The organism is Ekhidna lutea (assembly GCF_900188325.1).
Classification (GTDB): domain Bacteria; phylum Bacteroidota; class Bacteroidia; order Cytophagales; family Cyclobacteriaceae; genus Ekhidna; species Ekhidna lutea.
Genome location: NZ_FZPD01000001.1, coordinates 549,965 through 566,355, shown reverse-complemented (window position 1 = coordinate 566,355; position 16,391 = coordinate 549,965). Strand labels below are relative to the sequence as shown.

The window sequence follows — 16,391 nt, the reverse complement described above, 5'->3', positions numbered from 1 at the left end:
GACTTGTTCCGGCATCTTCCGAATACCTTGCAATAATGTGATGAGTTAATCACCATCGGCATCCACATAGTCCACCCGAATATTGAGTGCTTGCAGCATGTCCACCTTCATGTTAATGACATTCTTTTGGAGCTCATCGTATGCTTCCAACATGAGCATGTTGTCACTCTCAATCTGCTGAGCAAAATCATCATTCAATGCTTCAGCTTTGGTTTTTGCCAAATCAAATTGCGCGTTAATCAATTCTCCAATATCCTCTCCTTCATTTATGCCCTGTACAAAATCCAGATACGTTTTTAGCCCTTCTCCTTCTACTGCAAGGTTAGAATCCGGCGACTTTCCATTAAAAAATGCACTCATTGCATCCAATCCGGCCATGAAAAGCTCTTTTGATTTCCCACTGTAATAACCTTCCACTTTTTCTGGAGCAACAGTTCCAGTGAAAACACCAGCCGGAATTCCGATTTTACCTGCTCTTAGATGTTTCTCGTAATAGAAGATGTAATCGTTTACCAGCTTGTTGACCGAAGAGGTTGCTTCTGAACCACTATTGTTAACGAAGGTGTCTCTGTAGCCATTTTTCCAGTCATCCAATACTGATTGGGCAAGTGTCTCTAACCGATTAGTGAGATCAAGTAAAAAGATCTTATACGGATGATTGACCATTTCCTGAGCATACAAATCCACTATGGCCTGATCAGTATCACGAACTCCATAAATCAAATACTCAATGGCTGGAAATCCTTGTTCATCCTGCTTGCTGATGGATGTCAGGTCGTAATCCCCTGATTCTATGGTTTTAAGTAGGTCTTCAGTGTTAGTCGGATAAATATTGGTGAAATTGATCAACGTGATTGCCTCTGCCTTCCCGATCTCGAACATAGCTACCTTTTGCCAAGCAAGATTTGAGTTAAGCCATGCACCTTTTAAAGATGTCAAATTTTCAAGTGTTGGAGTAGTGGTGAAGGTTTCAGCCTTTGCATTCAGCTCCCCTAAAGATGAAACATACGATTCATAGCCCGGGACAATGATATGATCTGCCCAGTTTTCCAACATGGCCTTGCGATCAAAATTGTCTGTTGCCGGCCCATTTTCATCTTCGGAGCATCCGATTAGTATCATGCCTGCAAGAGCAATCAGTTTAAAAATCACATATGTTTTCTTCATTCTTCCCAATTTTCTAAAACACTTAAAGGGAGTCTTTCAACCCCCCTATCATTCTTTTTTTAGCTCCCGGCTTCCTCCACAGTGAAGGAAAATTTAGCAGCAATGTCGTTTGAAATATCATCGAGTGTGGTTGTTGACACGTCCCAGAATCCATTTCTTGTCATCAAATCGTCCATCATTGCATTTACTTCCGCATTGGTGAAGTAGGGCGATTCGCTATTTGGCTGACGGGTAAACTGAAGACCGTATACAAACCCAAGACCTTCTGACAAACTGTGAAAAACAGAAGCGTAATCAACCGTTTCCTGTTCCAGTCCAGCTTTTCCTTGCTGCAGGTAGTAAACCGCTCGAACAGCAATCACAGTTGATATTTTTTCCCGGATTATTTCAGCCTGGACATCTCTTACCTCATAGTCACCGGCAACAATTGCCGCTCGACCGAGCTTGAAGGCATTGTAGATTTCGTCCGCAATTCCTGTAAAATCTTCGTCTCCTTCAACTCTTCCAATGTATTTGTACAGGAAGCTGTCATTCTCACCAAGAGTAGCATTTGGATCTGTTTCGTCCGCGGCTTTCGCATAGGCATAACCATAGGCTTCATCCCACTTGTGCTCCATGTTGGTGTACGATTTTCCTTCGGACAAGACTCCAGCGTTATTCTCAGGAACATTGTTACCTGCATCAAGTACCGAAGTACTCACATAATTGTTGACAATCTGATCTACGAACAATGCACCGATCAATCCTTTGTTAAAAGCCTGATTTAGCTCAAGCCCCTTTCCGTTCACATATCGAATAGAACCCCCGCCAGCCTCTTGAATTTGTCCGGCCACCCCGACACTTGCTTCAAGTTCCCAGTTGGGAAAAACTGTATCTACTTGCTCTGCAATCCAGCTATCAAAATCAGACTTTATTTCAGCTGATAATGCTGTGTTTGAAGAAAACAAGTCACTAGATGCAGCTGTTTTGCTGCGAACGCTTTTATCTGAGACATTAAGGTCAGCATTGGTAAAGTCAGCGCTTCCTTCCGTATGAGCAAACATTGCATCAATTGTCTGCTGAGACTTGGTTGGATCCTTGAATGCAGACAAAATCTCTTCTGCCATTAAAGTTCTTGTTGTTTGCCCACTAAAAGAAACTGTTGATTCACCATTTCTCTCAAAGACATAAGTCGCAGGCTCATTGATGACGATACCCGGATCATCATCCCCACAGCTAGTTAATATTGTAATTGAAAAAAGGGCCACCGCCCAGTTTTTTATTGTAGTAATGTTCATCATTATTTGAGTTTGCAAAAATATGTTAGTCAATTCTATTTAGAACGATTCTAAACAATGCAAATGTGGTTGTAGTGGCGATTTCAGACAATCGCTATAGATGGGGAATTTTTACTCACTAAAATTGGCGAGTATAATCACTACTTATAGTGAGGGGTTCATTACTACTAGTGATTAGAGGAATGTATAAATCTATATATTAAGTTCTCCTTCGAGAGCACTCATTGCTTGTCTGATTGTCCGCTTTAGCATGATTCTGCGGATATAAAGAAGAGATACCGTAAACAAACTCATAACCAACAATGCATAAATCCAGGTAAGCATAGCAGCTCTCTGCTCTTCTGCTCGCAATTCCTGCTCAAAACCCGCCACGATCAAATCTGTTTTAAATTGGTCTTTTAGTCTTATCAGTGTGTTCTGCTTATCAAAAAATAACTTAGATTCCTGAACGTACTTGCTTGAATATTGCTGAGCTTTCTGGTAATCCCCTTTAGAGTAGTAAATGGTATCCAATAAATGGAAAACTTCAAAGGCATCAGGTTGATTGACAATATGTTTATACAGTTTTTCACTCCTTAAAGCAAAGATTTCAGCCTGGCTCCAATCTTCTGTGTAAATATAAAGTCTGGCCAACTCTTTGGTAGTTCGAAATGTGGACTCTGGATTCTCATTCTCTTGTTTAAGTGAAAGCGATTTGTGGTAAAGATTGCCTGCTTCGTCATAATTATTCTCTAGAAAATAAGTGACCGCTTTATTATGATATGCCTTGGCTATCATTTCACTTTGCGCTTGTGGGAATTTGATTATTTTATTGTAATAAAATCTGGACTGATCAAAGTCTCCATTGTCCTTTAGAATCCAACCCAATAAGTTCCAGGATTTAACTAGCATCCAGTCGTATTCATGAGTTTTAGCCAACTCAATGGACTTTAAAAGGTAGGAAGAGGCAAGTGCTAAATCCCCTTTATCATGCAATGCTGAGGCAATATTGTAGTATAAATTCATCCTACGTTTTGGGTATGAATTTTCTGTTGCCAGCTGCAATCCTTTTTGATAATACTTTATTGATTCATCATATTTATTATTTCGTCTTAAGATGCTTCCTATGTTTACAATAACCATCATATTGCTTTTTACGGCATCATGATCTTTCAATTTATCGTATTCATTCGAAGCTTTCAGATAAAACAAAAGCGCTTCATCTAATTCATTCTTTTCGTCGTACAGATAAGCCTTTATGAAAAAAGAATTTGCGACACCCTTTGCGTATGAAATCTGATTCGACATTTCCAGTGCCGAATCAGCTAGAGACATTGCAAGACTTGGATTTGTCTCAAGAAACTCATAAGCACTCTCATGTAATTCGTCCACTTCTTTCTCTCCAAAACCAAAAATGATGGAGAAAAGGCCAAAAAATAAATACGTCACGAAAGCATACACCTTTCAAACATAAAAAAAGACAGATTAAAATCATCTGCCTTTCCTGAAAAATTACTGATAACGCAAGTTCAATTTGAACCGGGCTTTTCTTTTACATCATCCTTATCGCCATCCGGATCCATCCTTGTATCTTCCACTACTACATCTTCAAGGTTTGAGGTTGTTTCACATGAGATAGTTGCCATTCCTAGAATAACAATTGCTCCTACTGTCCATAGTGCTCTTTTCATAACGTTAAAATTTTATTGGTTTTAAAATTGAAAGATAACGAAATGTAAGAGGTGATATTAGGAATTTTTAACTAATCCTGTCTCTAAAGCGTAGACAACCAGCTCAGTAGGTGAATTGAGATTTAATTTTTTTAGTGTGTTTTTCCTGTGTGAATTAATGGTGTGGATACTCAAATGTAGGTGATCTGCTATTTGAGCAGTCGTGAGCCCTTTGGTAATCAATTCAAGCACTTCAAATTCCCTGGGGCTTAATGTAGTCGGCTCACAATTGTCTTCTTCGGAAGGATGCTCCACTACCAAATCCAGAATATTATTGCAAAAGAAGCGGTTGCCCAGAGCTACTGCCCGCAATCCACTAATAATTTCCTCCTCACTGCAGTTTTTAGTCAGAATGCCTTTAATACCCATTGTTAACAACTCCTGAATCGAATCTTTTGTCTGGCTATTGGAGATAACCAGGAAATGACTGGACAGGGAATCTTTCAGTAATCTTAATTTGGGAATGAGCTCTTTATCCTTATCTGTAATATCAATTATAATCAGGTCAGGATTGATTGATTCAGCTTGTTCAATCAATTGATTTTGTGTATCAACCATCTTTATAAGCTCAAATCCAGGCATTGCTTTGATCAATGACGCAATTCCCTGGCGGGTTAAATATTGAAAGTCTGCTAAAAGAACAGAAGTTGCCAAATGCTATTATTTAGAATGATTCTAAACAAAAGTATCCCGAGAAATTTGATTACGCAAAATTCATTTCATTTGAAATTGAAAAGAGTCCTCAGGTGTTAATTTTGTAGATGTAAATCAGAATAAATTAAAAACAAGATGGAATACCGAATAGAACATGATACGATGGGTGAAGTAAAAGTACCTGCCGATAAATACTGGGGAGCACAGACGCAACGATCCAGAGATAATTTCAAAATCGGTGGAGAAAAAAATCAGATGCCTATTGAAATCACCAGGGCCTTTGCCATCCTCAAAAAATCTGCTGCTGAAACTAATGCAGAGCTAGGTGTTCTTTCAAAGGAAAAAGCTGAGTTGATTGGGAAAGTTTGTGATGAAATTCTTGAAGGTAAGCTGGATGATCAGTTTCCGCTTGTTGTTTGGCAAACAGGTTCGGGTACTCAATCAAACATGAACTCGAACGAGGTAATCGCCAATCGTGCTCACGTATTGAATGGTGGCTCACTTTCTGATGATAAAAAAGTCATTCATCCGAATGATGATGTAAATAAGAGCCAGAGTTCAAATGACACTTTTCCAACTGCCATGCACATTGCCAGCTATAAAATGGTTGTGGAAAACACAATTCCAAAAGTTAAAAATCTGCGGGAAACGTTAGACAAAAAATCTAAATCATTTGAGTCTTGTGTTAAAATTGGACGTACGCATTTCATGGATGCAACTCCACTTAGCCTTGGACAAGAGTTTTCAGGTTATGTTTCTCAGTTGGATCATGCCCTGAAGGCACTTAATAATACACTAGATCACCTTTCTGAATTAGCACTGGGTGGAACGGCTGTAGGAACAGGACTAAACACCCCAGAAGGATATGATGTCCTTGTAGCTGAAAAAATTGCCAAGTATTCCGGTATGCCAATGCGAACGGCAGAAAATAAATTCGAAGCGTTAGCCGCTCATGATGCTATAGTGGAAACACATGGTGCGCTGAAGCAACTCGCAGTAAGCCTAATGAAAATTGGAAATGACATTCGAATGCTTTGCTCCGGACCAAGAAGTGGTATTGGAGAAATAATTATTCCTGAGAATGAACCCGGCTCCTCAATCATGCCCGGTAAAGTGAATCCTACTCAGTGTGAAGCTCTCACCATGGTGTGTGCTCAAGTGATTGGAAACGATGTAGCCATCTCTGCCGGTGGAATGACCGGCCACTTTGAATTGAATGTATTCAAGCCGATGATGGTGTTCAACCTACTCAATTCTGCCAGATTATTGGGCGATGCATGCGAATCATTCAATGATAATTGTGCAATAGGAATCGAGCCAAATCATGAGGTAATCAAAGAAAAACTCGAAAATTCATTGATGCTGGTAACTGCTCTCAATACTCACATCGGTTACGAAAATGCAGCTAAAATTGCCAAAAAGGCTCACAAAGAAGGTACAACTCTCCGAAAAGCAGCTATTGAATTAGGACTTGTTACGGATGAACAGTTCACGGATTGGGTTAAGCCTGAAGATATGATTGGGTCGTTAAAAAAGTGATTCATTATCCATTATCAAGAGATTTTTGTACTTTAGTAACATTAATGATTGCAGAAAAAACCAATTTCACAGGAAGATGAAAAAATCAATATCACTTATCGCACTGGCACTCTGCTGTGTGTTTGCTTTTGAAGCAAATGCTCAAATGGATAAAAAAGAAAAGAAAGAGTGGAAGAAAAGAATTAAAAAATTAGAGCCGGAGCAGTACAAGCAGCTTCTGGATGAGAATAAATCTTTGAAAGGTCAGGTTACAAGTTTAAAAACTGAGCTTGGTAATATAGATGACAGGATTGCAGATAAAGATGAGCAAATACTCACTTATCAATCTCAAATTGGAGATTTAAGGGAGGAGCTCTCAAGATTGCAGAGCGCAAAACCTGCTGAGAATATTGCAAGTAATAATACGGGTGGAAATATTGAGGAGAATAAGGGTGTAGTCTTCAAGGTACAACTTGGAGCTTATGGCAAGAAGGAAGATCTATCTAAGTATGACAACTCAGCAAATTTTGGAGCTGAAAATAAAGACGGCTTGCAAAAATTTACCATCGGCGTATTCAGAGATTATTGGGAAGCTGACACATTCAAGAAACACTTGAGAGCAATGGGTGTGAAAGACGCTTGGGTTGTATCATATAAAGATGGTGTCCGAGTACCAATCAAAGAAGTACTTGAAGGAGTGACTAAAAAGTCGTAAAAAATCCAATTAAGTTAAAAAATATAACCCTGGTCAAAGCTAAGCCTTGACCAGGGTTTTTTGTTTGTATTTTTGCGGAAGCATGATAAAGTATAAGACTAGAGAAGAGATAGAAATAATGAGGGAGAGCGCCCTCATTGTATCCAAAACTCTTGGAGTGATGGCTGAAAAAATAGAGCCAGGTGTTACTCCTCTGGAATTGGATAAAATTGCAGATGAGTTTATTAGGGATCATGGAGGAGTGCCCGCTTTTCTTGGATTATATGACTACCCCAAATCAATAATCACCTCGGTAAATGAGCAAGTGGTTCATGGAATCCCAACAGATAGGCCACTAGAAGAAGGTGATGTTGTAGGTGTGGATATTGGGGTGCTAAAAAATGAATATTATGGAGATCATGCCTACACATTTGCTGTAGGTGAGATAGCTGACGATGTGAAAAAATTGTTGCGTGTCACCAAAGAATGTTTGGATAAGGGCATTGAACAACTTGTCGTTGGCAATAGAATCGGTGACCTGAGTTTTGCAATCCAGCAGCATGCAGAAAATCATGGATATGGAGTTGTAAGAGAGTTGGTTGGGCATGGGCTAGGAAGAAAAATGCACGAATCTCCTGAGGTACCGAATTTTGGTAAAAGAGGACGTGGCAGTAAAATTCAAGAAGGTCTTGTAGTCGCAATTGAACCAATGATAAACATGGGTACCAGAAGGGTTATTCAGCTTAATGACGGCTGGACGATTATAACAGCAGACAAAAAGCCTTCTGCACATTTTGAGCATGATGTAGCAGTTGTTGATGGCAAACCGGAGGTGTTATCTACATTTAAGTACGTAGAAGAGGCGCTGGAAAAGAAAAACGCTGTGATCGTCTGATGCTTTTTGCAGGCTGGATCTTAGGTATACCTTTGCTTCAAATTAATAATGGCTAACCAAAGTAAAGGCACCTTCAGTACTGTAATGATGAAGTTTCTGGTATGGCGTATTAAGCATATCAGTGATAATAACTTTTTGCTCATTACCGCCGGCCTGATAGGTCTTTTTTCAGGTCTTGCAGCAGTTATTCTTAAAAGCGCAGTACATGCTATCATTCACTACCTGGAACTCAATTTAAACCTCTTCGGCTTTAACTATCTATACCTGGGCTATCCGCTTGTCGGGATTCTTCTTACCGTTTTTGTAGCTAAGTATCTATTCAAAGAAAGCCTTGGACATGGAATCACTCAAATACTATATTCGATTTCCAAGAACTCGAGTATTATGAGACGGACCAGAATGTACTCCAGGATGGTCACGAGTGCAATTACAGTTGGTTTTGGTGGGTCTGTAGGCCTGGAGGCACCAATTGTTGTTACCGGATCGGCCATTGGATCAAACCTGGCCAAGCTTTTTCACCTGGGTTATAAAAACAGAACTGTGCTTCTTGGGTGCGGGGCTGCCGGAGCAATTTCCGCCATCTTTAACTCACCAGTGACGGGTGTCATATTCGCCATGGAAGTTATTCTCACTGAGGTCAAAATAAGTCGATTCATTCCATTATTAATTGCCTCTGTCTGTGGGCAACTGGTAGCGCTTGTTTTGTTAGGCGAGGACATTTTGTTTTCATTCAAACTAACAGAAAGCTTTATAGCTGGTGAGACGGGTTATTACCTGATTTTTGGAGCAGCTTGTGGCCTGATATCACTTTACTTTACTCGAATTATGTACGTATTTGAGGGGGGGATCAAAAAGCTTAAGAACGACTTTGGAAGAGCAGCAGTTGGTGGTCTTTCATTGGCTTTAATCATCCTTACTTTTCCACCCATATATGGAGAAGGATACGACACGATCAAAAGTTTGCTAGTGGGTAACACTGCTGATGTCTTTCATCATAGCTTTCTTTATGAATTTTCAGAGTATCAGGCTTCAATAATAATCTTCCTAATCCTCATTCTGCTAGTTAAGCCAATGGCTACAGCATTGACCATCGGCGCAGGAGGTAGTGGAGGAATATTTGCACCGTCATTATTCATGGGAGGCCTATCTGGATTTGTATTTAGCACTACTTCCAATTCACTTCTTAATACCTCTTTAAGTACAAGCAATTTTACGTTAGTAGGAATGTGTGGAGTTATGAGTGGTGTTTTACACGCTCCACTTACCGCAATATTCCTTATCGCCGAGATCACCAGCGGTTATGAATTGTTCGTTCCGTTGATGCTTGTATCGGCTATCTCATTCAGCACCATTTCATATTTCGAAAAGCATAGCATCTATACAAAGCGATTGATTGAAACGGGTGATCTAATCCAGTACGATAAAGATCAAATTGTCCTGAGTTTGATTGACCTCAAGAAAATAGTAGAGAAAGACTTATTAATCATTCATCCTGAAGCAACTCTTAATGATCTGGTTAGTCTGGTTATGAAGAGTAAAAGAAACATATTCCCAGTAGTGAATGATCAAAAGGAACTTGAAGGAATTGTAACCCTTGATGATATCAGGGAGATGATGTTTGATGATGAATCCAGGCAAAACGTGATTGTAAAAACGATAATGCAGAAACCTCCTGCAAGAGTTTCACCTCAAGAAAAAATGCAATCGGTGATGAATAAGTTTGAAGTCACCCAAGCATGGAATTTGCCAGTTATCGATAATGGAAAATATGTTGGTTTTATTTCAAAGTCACGCATATTCAATGCTTATCGTAAAAAGCTGATAAGACAAACTGCTGAATAATTTATCATCTGATAAGCTGCTGGTATTCAGTGTTTTAAATGCATTCATCTATAGTTATCAACAAAATGAAATTATTCATAATTATTCATAATTAATTGATTGTCAATTAATTACAATGAATCAGTAAATAATTGTGGATAAGTGGTCGGTTTTGTGGATAAGTTTAACTAGAATCATTTGGAGGCCTGGTATCTGCTAAATCGAGAATTTTCGTAACTGGCAATTACTGCTGCTACTCGTGAAATTACTGTATTACCAAGTTCATTCTTTAGAATATGACATGTCATGCGTCATATGGCGATTCATGATGGTAAATTCGAATGATCATCTATGATTTGTTCAATTTAAAAAAACAGCAGGACTTCTAAAAAACCTGATTATAGTAATTTCGTATGTAGAATGATGAAGAAAGCAATTTTTACAATCTTCGTGTTGATCTCATTGCAACTATCCGCTCAAAATGTTGAAGTGGTGAAGTTTTCAGACCTGCAAAAAAAGATGCTATACACTGAAGCACCTTTAACTGTTTTTAATTTTTGGGCAACATGGTGTGGGCCGTGTATCAAAGAATTACCACATTTTGATAATTTAGAATCGAACAATAATAATGTCAAGGTTTACCTTGTAAGTATCGATTTTCAGAATGAGCTGGAAAGGGTGCAAAAATTTGTAAGCAAAAAATCCTTACAATCGGATGTTCTCTTCCTGGATGAGAAAGATCCGGATGACTATATGGGAAAGGTTAGCCAGGAATGGTCCGGAGCAATACCTGCAACATTATTTGTTACTGACCTTGGGAAAACGTATTTCCATGAAAAAGCGTTTACAAAAGAAGAACTAGAGAAAACTGTTAAAAAATATTTGAATTAATCAATGTCTAAAACCATGAAACGAACTTTTATTTTACTCGTGGGAGTGATGGCTGTTGTTGCTGTCCTTTTTATGAATGCGTCTGAACCAGTGGCTGGTTATGACGTTGGTGATTACGCCAAAGATTTTAAACTCCCCAACATCGATGGGAAAATGGTGTCAATGTCTGACTATTCTGATGCTAAGGGATTTGTTGTCATTTTCACGTGCAACACCTGCCCTTACGCAAAAGCATATGAATCCCGTATTGTGGATCTGGACAAAAAATATGCAGCCCAAGGTTTCCCTGTTATTGCTATCAATCCAAATGATGTTTCTCAGCAGCCAGGTGACACCATGGATGAAATGAAAAAAAGAGCGAAAAATAAAGGCTATACCTTTCCATATCTTAGAGACGACAGTCAGGAGGTTGCTAAAGCATTTGGTGCTACAAAAACGCCTCATGTCTATGTTTTAAGCAAGGAAGCTAATGATAAATATAAGGTTGAGTTTATTGGTGCAATTGATAACAGCCCTAATGACCCATCTGATGTTTCAGAAACTTATGTTGAAGATGCGATTGATGCAGTTATGGCAGGGAAGTCGCCTGAAATTACGGAAAAGAGAGCGATCGGCTGCACGATCAAATGGAAAAGCTAATTTAAAAGAATAAATAAAAAGCCCCATCCGCAATTGCAGATGGGGCTTTTTATTTGGGTTTATGTTGTTACTTAATGCGCCAATACTTTCTCTTTATGTTTTTTAAGCTGTCGCCTGAGGGCTTCAACCGCAGCGTCTGCACCTGCCTCAAATGAGCGTGACTTTTCCTTCGAGAAAAACTGGTTTTTCGGACCATTCAGTTTAATCTCTACGATTTTATTTTCCTTGGAATCGTCTTTTTCAACTCGGAGAAATACCTCCCCGTCGATGATTCTGTCATAAAAAGTCTCAAGTTTATCAACTTTTTTCTGGATAAAATCGAGCAGCTTAGCGTCTGCGTCGAAGTGAATGGAATGCATCTGTAACTTCATGTCTGTCACGTTTAAAAGGTTATACATTAAGCTTTAGGGTGTGCCTGATCAAAGGCAGCCTTAAGCTTATCTATTGAATTGTGGGTATAGACCTGTGTTGCTGCTAAACTGGTGTGACCCAGTAAATCCTTCACAGCATTCAAGTCTGCCCCTTTGTTTAATAAATGAGTTGCAAAAGTGTGTCTCAGTACATGAGGACTCTTTTTGCTAAGCGTAGTAACCGCACTTAGGTACTTTTTGACCTTACGGTATATGAACATTGGGTATAGAGGAGTTCCGGCATCTGTAACCAATAATATATCCCCACTAATGCCCATTTGATCTTTTTGGTTTTGATAGATTCGTATTAATTGTACTAACGAATTTCCAACCGGTATGATACGTTCTTTATTCCTTTTTCCTAATACTCGAATCGTATTTTCATAAAAATTAACATCTGTCTCCTTAAGACCCTGGAGTTCGGCCAATCGTATTCCAGTAGAGTACAGTAATTCAAGTAATAGCTTATCGCGCTGACCAGCAAAATCATCTGAAAATTCGATTCGATCCAAAAGATTGGTTATCTCATCTTCCTTAACAAAAGTCGGGAGCTCCTTCTTGGTTTTTAAGGGTTTAATCTGGGCTGCTGGATTCTGTTCAATGTACTCTCTCCCCAACAGAAATTTGTAGAAGGATTTTAGGGTAGCAATTTTTCTATTTACAGATTTAGCTGATATTCCTAAATCCATTAAAGAAACAACCCAACCTCGAATTTGAATGTGCTTGACTTCCAACAAGTCGCTAATTTCAAATTCCGCAAGAATGAATTCTGAAAACTGTAGTAAATCTTTCCGATAAGCCTGTACAGTGTGGGGACTGTAGCGTTTTTCGAAGGAAAGATATTTTAGGAAGGTCTCCACCATAAGCAGCACCATCCCGATATTTCGGGATGAATACTAAACTTATTAAAATCTTAGGTGAAGAAGAAGGAGATGAGGCTATTTATTTTCCTCGTCTCTGATTTGCTGGATATACCTTGCTTTGATAACCTCTTCTCTTCTAGCAACTGAAGGCTTTTTGAAGTGGGTTCTAGATCTTAGCTCTCTAAGTACGCCAGTCTTCTCGAATTTCTTCTTGAATCTTTTAAGTGCTCGGTCTATTGACTCGTTCTCTTTAACGTTGATTATTAACATTTCAGAATTTTTAATGGGCCGCAAATATAGCAGCATTTTTTATGCATTACAATTATTGATTCAATAAGGTTCTAGCAATTACAACCTTTTGAATCTCTGATGTTCCTTCACCAATGGTGCAAAGCTTAGCATCACGATAGTACTTTTCGGCCGGATAGTCTTTCGTGTATCCATATCCACCAAAAATTTGTACTCCGTCATTTGCTACCTCAACAGCTATTTCTGAAGAATACAGCTTTGCCATTGCTGATTCACGATTCACATCCTTACCTTGATTTTTAAGTTCCGCAGACTGATATGTCAATAATTTTGCCGCTTCTACTTTCATTGCCATGTCTGCTATTTTGAATGATATGCCCTGGAAAGCTGATATTGGTTTACCAAATTGTTCTCGTTCCTTTGAATAGGCTATAGCCGCTTCAAGAGCTCCTTCAGCAATCCCACACCCTAATGCTGCGATTGATATTCTTCCTCCATCAAGAACTTTTAGTGCCTGGACAAATCCCTGGCCCACTTCACCAATCAGGTTTTCAGAAGGAATTCGGCAATCTTCAAAGATCATCTCTGAGGTTTCAGAAGCTCTCATCCCCAGTTTGTCCTCTTTTCTTCCTTGTTTAAATCCAGGGTTTGTTCGTTCCACTATAAATGCACTAGCATTCCTTGACTTGCCTGCCTCTCCGGTCCGGGCAATTACTACAGCTACATTTCCGGAATTTCCATGAGTGATAAAATTCTTGGCGCCATTAAGAACCCACTCGTCACCATCTTTTTCAGCAACAGTCTTCATATTCCCAGCATCAGAACCAGTATTTGGCTCAGTTAACCCCCAGGCTCCTATCCACTCACCTGTTGCCAGTTTTGGTAAATATTTTTTCTTCTGTTCTTGACTACCATGCTGCAAGATGTGACCTGTACATAATGAATTGTGTGCAGCCATAGAAAGACCAATCGACCCATCCACCTTAGACAACTCTATGATTGCAGTCACATATTCATGGTAGCCAAATCCAGCTCCACCATATTCCTGAGGAACCAGCACCCCTAGCAATCCTAATTCACCCATTTTTCGAAACGTCTCAATTGGGAATTCTTGTGATTCATCCCACTTCATTTTGTTAGGCTCTATTTCCTTGGCACAAAAATCTCGTACCATTTGGGCGATCATCTCCTTATTCTCATTCACTTCCTCGGGTTGGGTCGTTGCTGTTGACATGCTGTTTTTAATATTTGCTTATTTGGGAACGCAAAATTACTAATCTTGTTCGTCTAAAAATAACATTAACCTGTTCCCATCTAAAAATCCCTCGTTACTTTTGCGCCCGTTTAGATTAATTATATACTTATGAAAATAGCAGTTGTTGGAACTGGGTATGTCGGATTGGTAACTGGTACCTGCTTTGCAGAAACAGGCAATCATGTTACATGCATTGACATTGATGAAAAGAAAGTAGAAAAGCTTAACAATAAGCAAATCACCATATATGAGCCCGGCTTGGAAGCTCTTTTTGAAAGGAACATCAGACAAGGGCGTCTTGAGTTCACAACTAGCCTCGAAGAAGGTATCAAAGGAGCTCAAATAATCTTCCTTGCACTTCCTACTCCTCCTGGAGAGGACGGGTCAGCTGATTTGCAATACGTACTTAGGGTAGCAGAGGATCTTGGCCCTATGCTGGAAGACTACACGGTGATAGTTGATAAAAGTACAGTCCCGGTCGGAACGGCTGAAAAAGTAACCGCTAAGGTCAAAGCTGGAGCTAAGGTGGATTTTGAAGTGGTTTCTAATCCTGAATTCCTTAGAGAAGGTGTGGCAGTTGATGACTTTATGAAACCTGATCGTGTTGTGATCGGAGCAGAATCAGAGAAGTCGATTAAGCTAATGGAGAAGCTATATGCTCCATTTGTAAGACAAGGAAACCCAATCATTTTCATGGATGTACGCTCTGCTGAGCTCACTAAGTATGCTGCAAATTCATTCTTAGCCACAAAAATCACCTTCATGAATGAAATCGCCAATCTATGTGAGCTCCTTGGAGCAGATGTAGATAAAGTGAGAAAAGGAATAGGAACAGATACACGAATTGGGAATCGTTTTTTGTTTGCAGGAATCGGATATGGTGGCAGCTGCTTTCCGAAAGATGTTCAGGCCCTAGCCAGGTCATCAAATGAAGTAGACTATGATTTCAGAATTCTTAATTCCGTAATGGAAGTCAATGAAAACCAGAAACAAAGGTTAGTAGACCCTTTGAAAAATTACTTTGGTGGTGATCTAAAAGGAAAAACCATCGCTGTTTGGGGTCTGGCCTTTAAGCCATACACAGATGACATCAGAGAAGCACCAGCTCTTGAAAACATCAAGACACTTTTGAGCCTTGGAGCAAAAGTGAATGCATATGATCCTGAAGCTATGGAAAATGTAAAAGGAGTATTTGGAGATGATATTCATTTCGCAGATGATCAATATGATGCATTGAAAGATGCAGATGCACTCATGATTATGACTGAGTGGCCTATTTTCAGGACACCTGAGTTTGACAAAATCAATTCAGCATTAAAGAATAAAGTGATCTTTGACGGTAGGAACCTTTATGACCTCCAACAAATGGAAGAGCTCGGTTTTGAATACCACAGCATCGGAAGAAGAATTGTTAAGTAAAAGCGATAAACTTTTTTTTTTAAAAATGCCCAACCATGATGGTTGGGCATTTTTTTTTGGTGTTTTTATGTCTACTTATTTCTGTTCATTGAGCGCCCAATCATAATCTTTCCATTCAATATCTGCGTCTTTGCTCAACTTGGTGGAAGAATACTGATTGATGTATTCAATCAGTGTACCATTATTGTTAAAGTCACCTCCATACCAATTGAAAAGTTTGGAGAGAGTGGCCTGATTTGAGTTCTTGAATTCGTTCTTAGCAGGATTTGCCAAAAACTCTTTGGCCGCTTTAGTTAACTGGCTATCAAGCTGTTCAGGCGTATACGCACGATTCTGCAATTTTGGACAGGAAACTGCTGCACAAACCAGGGCAAAATGAATTCGAGGTTCGTCAAATTCTTTTCGTATAATTCCATGCTCGAGGTTGTTCAGGTCATATTCTTCATCACCGATATTGATAAACTTGATATCCCATGCGGTACTGACAAACGGTATCTTAATTGTAGAACCAATATCTTTTATGCTAGCTACCGGATAATGTTCCAAAATCAGCTCAAGGGTAAAAGCATTATATGCATTGATCCAATAAGCCAATTTTTGATCTCTTGTCCAGGACTTTTGCGGAGGATTGTTTTCAAGTATACTTAAATAGGATTTTAGCTTAGAACGGTCAGCCTTTAGCCCTTTGTAATCAACCATTCCTTCCTCATCAACATATTTCTGAAGTAGTTCATCGTATGATTTATGCGATACCCCTCTTTGAGCAAATAGGCTGATCGTAAGAAAAGTTGTAACTATAAATACGGCTAGATTCATCATATTAATTTGTATTTAATGCTTAACAAACGTCATTGACAGATGTTTAGATTCCTATCTACACTCAAGATATGCAAGATGTACGCCAAAAGACACATGAAGAATTTTTTGCCA

The 16,391-nt window shown here is 39.2% G+C and carries 17 protein-coding genes; 7 read left to right on the top strand and 10 right to left on the bottom strand.

Translation table 11 applies throughout. The annotated features are described in order from the left end of the window. Positions 1-45: 45 nt before the first annotated feature. From CHB71_RS02450 to CHB71_RS02435, 5 genes are all read right to left on the bottom strand, one after another. On the bottom strand, positions 46-1,167 hold the full coding sequence (locus tag CHB71_RS02450; RefSeq protein ID WP_089355285.1) for an imelysin family protein: 1,122 nt from the start codon (positions 1,165-1,167) through the stop codon (positions 46-48). A 59-nt stretch (positions 1,168-1,226) separates the two neighbouring features. Then, a complete protein-coding gene (locus tag CHB71_RS02445) occupies positions 1,227-2,447 on the bottom strand; it encodes a DUF4856 domain-containing protein (RefSeq protein ID WP_245811204.1) in 1,221 nt (406 codons plus the stop codon). Between the two features lie 189 nt (positions 2,448-2,636). Further along, entirely contained in the window at positions 2,637-3,872 is a 1,236-nt protein-coding gene (locus tag CHB71_RS02440) for a tetratricopeptide repeat protein (protein WP_144017306.1), read from the bottom strand. 80 nt (positions 3,873-3,952) lie between these two features. After that, positions 3,953-4,114, bottom strand: coding sequence for a hypothetical protein (locus CHB71_RS18780; RefSeq protein WP_179213286.1), 162 nt, complete (start codon positions 4,112-4,114; stop codon positions 3,953-3,955). Between the two features lie 57 nt (positions 4,115-4,171). Continuing rightward, positions 4,172-4,807: a response regulator transcription factor gene (locus CHB71_RS02435; protein ID WP_089355283.1), complete on the bottom strand. Its 636-nt coding sequence runs from the start codon at positions 4,805-4,807 to the stop codon at positions 4,172-4,174. A gap of 135 nt (positions 4,808-4,942) precedes the next feature. On the opposite strand from CHB71_RS02435, the gene fumC reads away from it, so the two are divergent. The 6 genes from fumC (at position 4,943) to CHB71_RS02405 (ending at position 11,265) form a co-directional block, all read left to right on the top strand. Continuing rightward, positions 4,943-6,346, top strand: coding sequence for a class II fumarate hydratase (gene fumC / locus CHB71_RS02430; protein WP_089355282.1), 1,404 nt, complete (start codon positions 4,943-4,945; stop codon positions 6,344-6,346). A gap of 76 nt (positions 6,347-6,422) precedes the next feature. Continuing rightward, the gene (locus CHB71_RS02425; RefSeq protein ID WP_089355281.1) at positions 6,423-7,040 is read left to right on the top strand and encodes an SPOR domain-containing protein; all 618 of its coding nucleotides are present in this window, start codon (positions 6,423-6,425) and stop codon (positions 7,038-7,040) included. An 82-nt stretch (positions 7,041-7,122) separates the two neighbouring features. Continuing rightward, entirely contained in the window at positions 7,123-7,914 is a 792-nt protein-coding gene (gene map, locus CHB71_RS02420) for a type I methionyl aminopeptidase (protein ID WP_089355280.1), read from the top strand. A 48-nt stretch (positions 7,915-7,962) separates the two neighbouring features. Further along, entirely contained in the window at positions 7,963-9,756 is a 1,794-nt protein-coding gene (locus tag CHB71_RS02415) for a chloride channel protein (RefSeq protein WP_089355279.1), read from the top strand. Positions 9,757-10,155: 399 nt separating this feature from the next. Then, on the top strand, positions 10,156-10,626 hold the full coding sequence (locus tag CHB71_RS02410; RefSeq protein WP_089355278.1) for a TlpA family protein disulfide reductase: 471 nt from the start codon (positions 10,156-10,158) through the stop codon (positions 10,624-10,626). A 15-nt stretch (positions 10,627-10,641) separates the two neighbouring features. Continuing rightward, positions 10,642-11,265 (top strand): thioredoxin family protein, encoded by a 624-nt coding sequence (locus tag CHB71_RS02405; RefSeq protein ID WP_089355607.1) that lies wholly within the window; start codon positions 10,642-10,644, stop codon positions 11,263-11,265. A gap of 71 nt (positions 11,266-11,336) precedes the next feature. Here the strand turns inward: CHB71_RS02405 and hpf are convergent, their stop codons facing one another. From hpf to CHB71_RS02385, 4 genes are all read right to left on the bottom strand, one after another. Then, positions 11,337-11,636: a ribosome hibernation-promoting factor, HPF/YfiA family gene (gene hpf, locus CHB71_RS02400; RefSeq protein ID WP_089355606.1), complete on the bottom strand. Its 300-nt coding sequence runs from the start codon at positions 11,634-11,636 to the stop codon at positions 11,337-11,339. Positions 11,637-11,662: 26 nt separating this feature from the next. Beyond that, the gene (locus CHB71_RS02395) at positions 11,663-12,550 is read right to left on the bottom strand and encodes a tyrosine-type recombinase/integrase (protein ID WP_245811203.1); all 888 of its coding nucleotides are present in this window, start codon (positions 12,548-12,550) and stop codon (positions 11,663-11,665) included. A 63-nt stretch (positions 12,551-12,613) separates the two neighbouring features. Next, on the bottom strand, positions 12,614-12,808 hold the full coding sequence (gene rpsU / locus CHB71_RS02390) for a 30S ribosomal protein S21 (protein ID WP_089355604.1): 195 nt from the start codon (positions 12,806-12,808) through the stop codon (positions 12,614-12,616). 52 nt (positions 12,809-12,860) lie between these two features. Continuing rightward, a complete protein-coding gene (locus tag CHB71_RS02385) occupies positions 12,861-14,021 on the bottom strand; it encodes an acyl-CoA dehydrogenase family protein (protein WP_089355277.1) in 1,161 nt (386 codons plus the stop codon). A gap of 129 nt (positions 14,022-14,150) precedes the next feature. On the opposite strand from CHB71_RS02385, the gene CHB71_RS02380 reads away from it, so the two are divergent. Further along, complete coding sequence (locus CHB71_RS02380; protein ID WP_089355276.1) at positions 14,151-15,461, top strand: UDP-glucose dehydrogenase family protein; 1,311 nt, start codon at positions 14,151-14,153, stop codon at positions 15,459-15,461. Positions 15,462-15,536: 75 nt separating this feature from the next. On the opposite strand, the gene CHB71_RS02375 is transcribed toward CHB71_RS02380, so the two are convergent. Continuing rightward, a complete protein-coding gene (locus CHB71_RS02375; protein WP_089355275.1) occupies positions 15,537-16,280 on the bottom strand; it encodes a DUF547 domain-containing protein in 744 nt (247 codons plus the stop codon). Between the last annotated feature and the right edge of the window lie 111 nt (positions 16,281-16,391).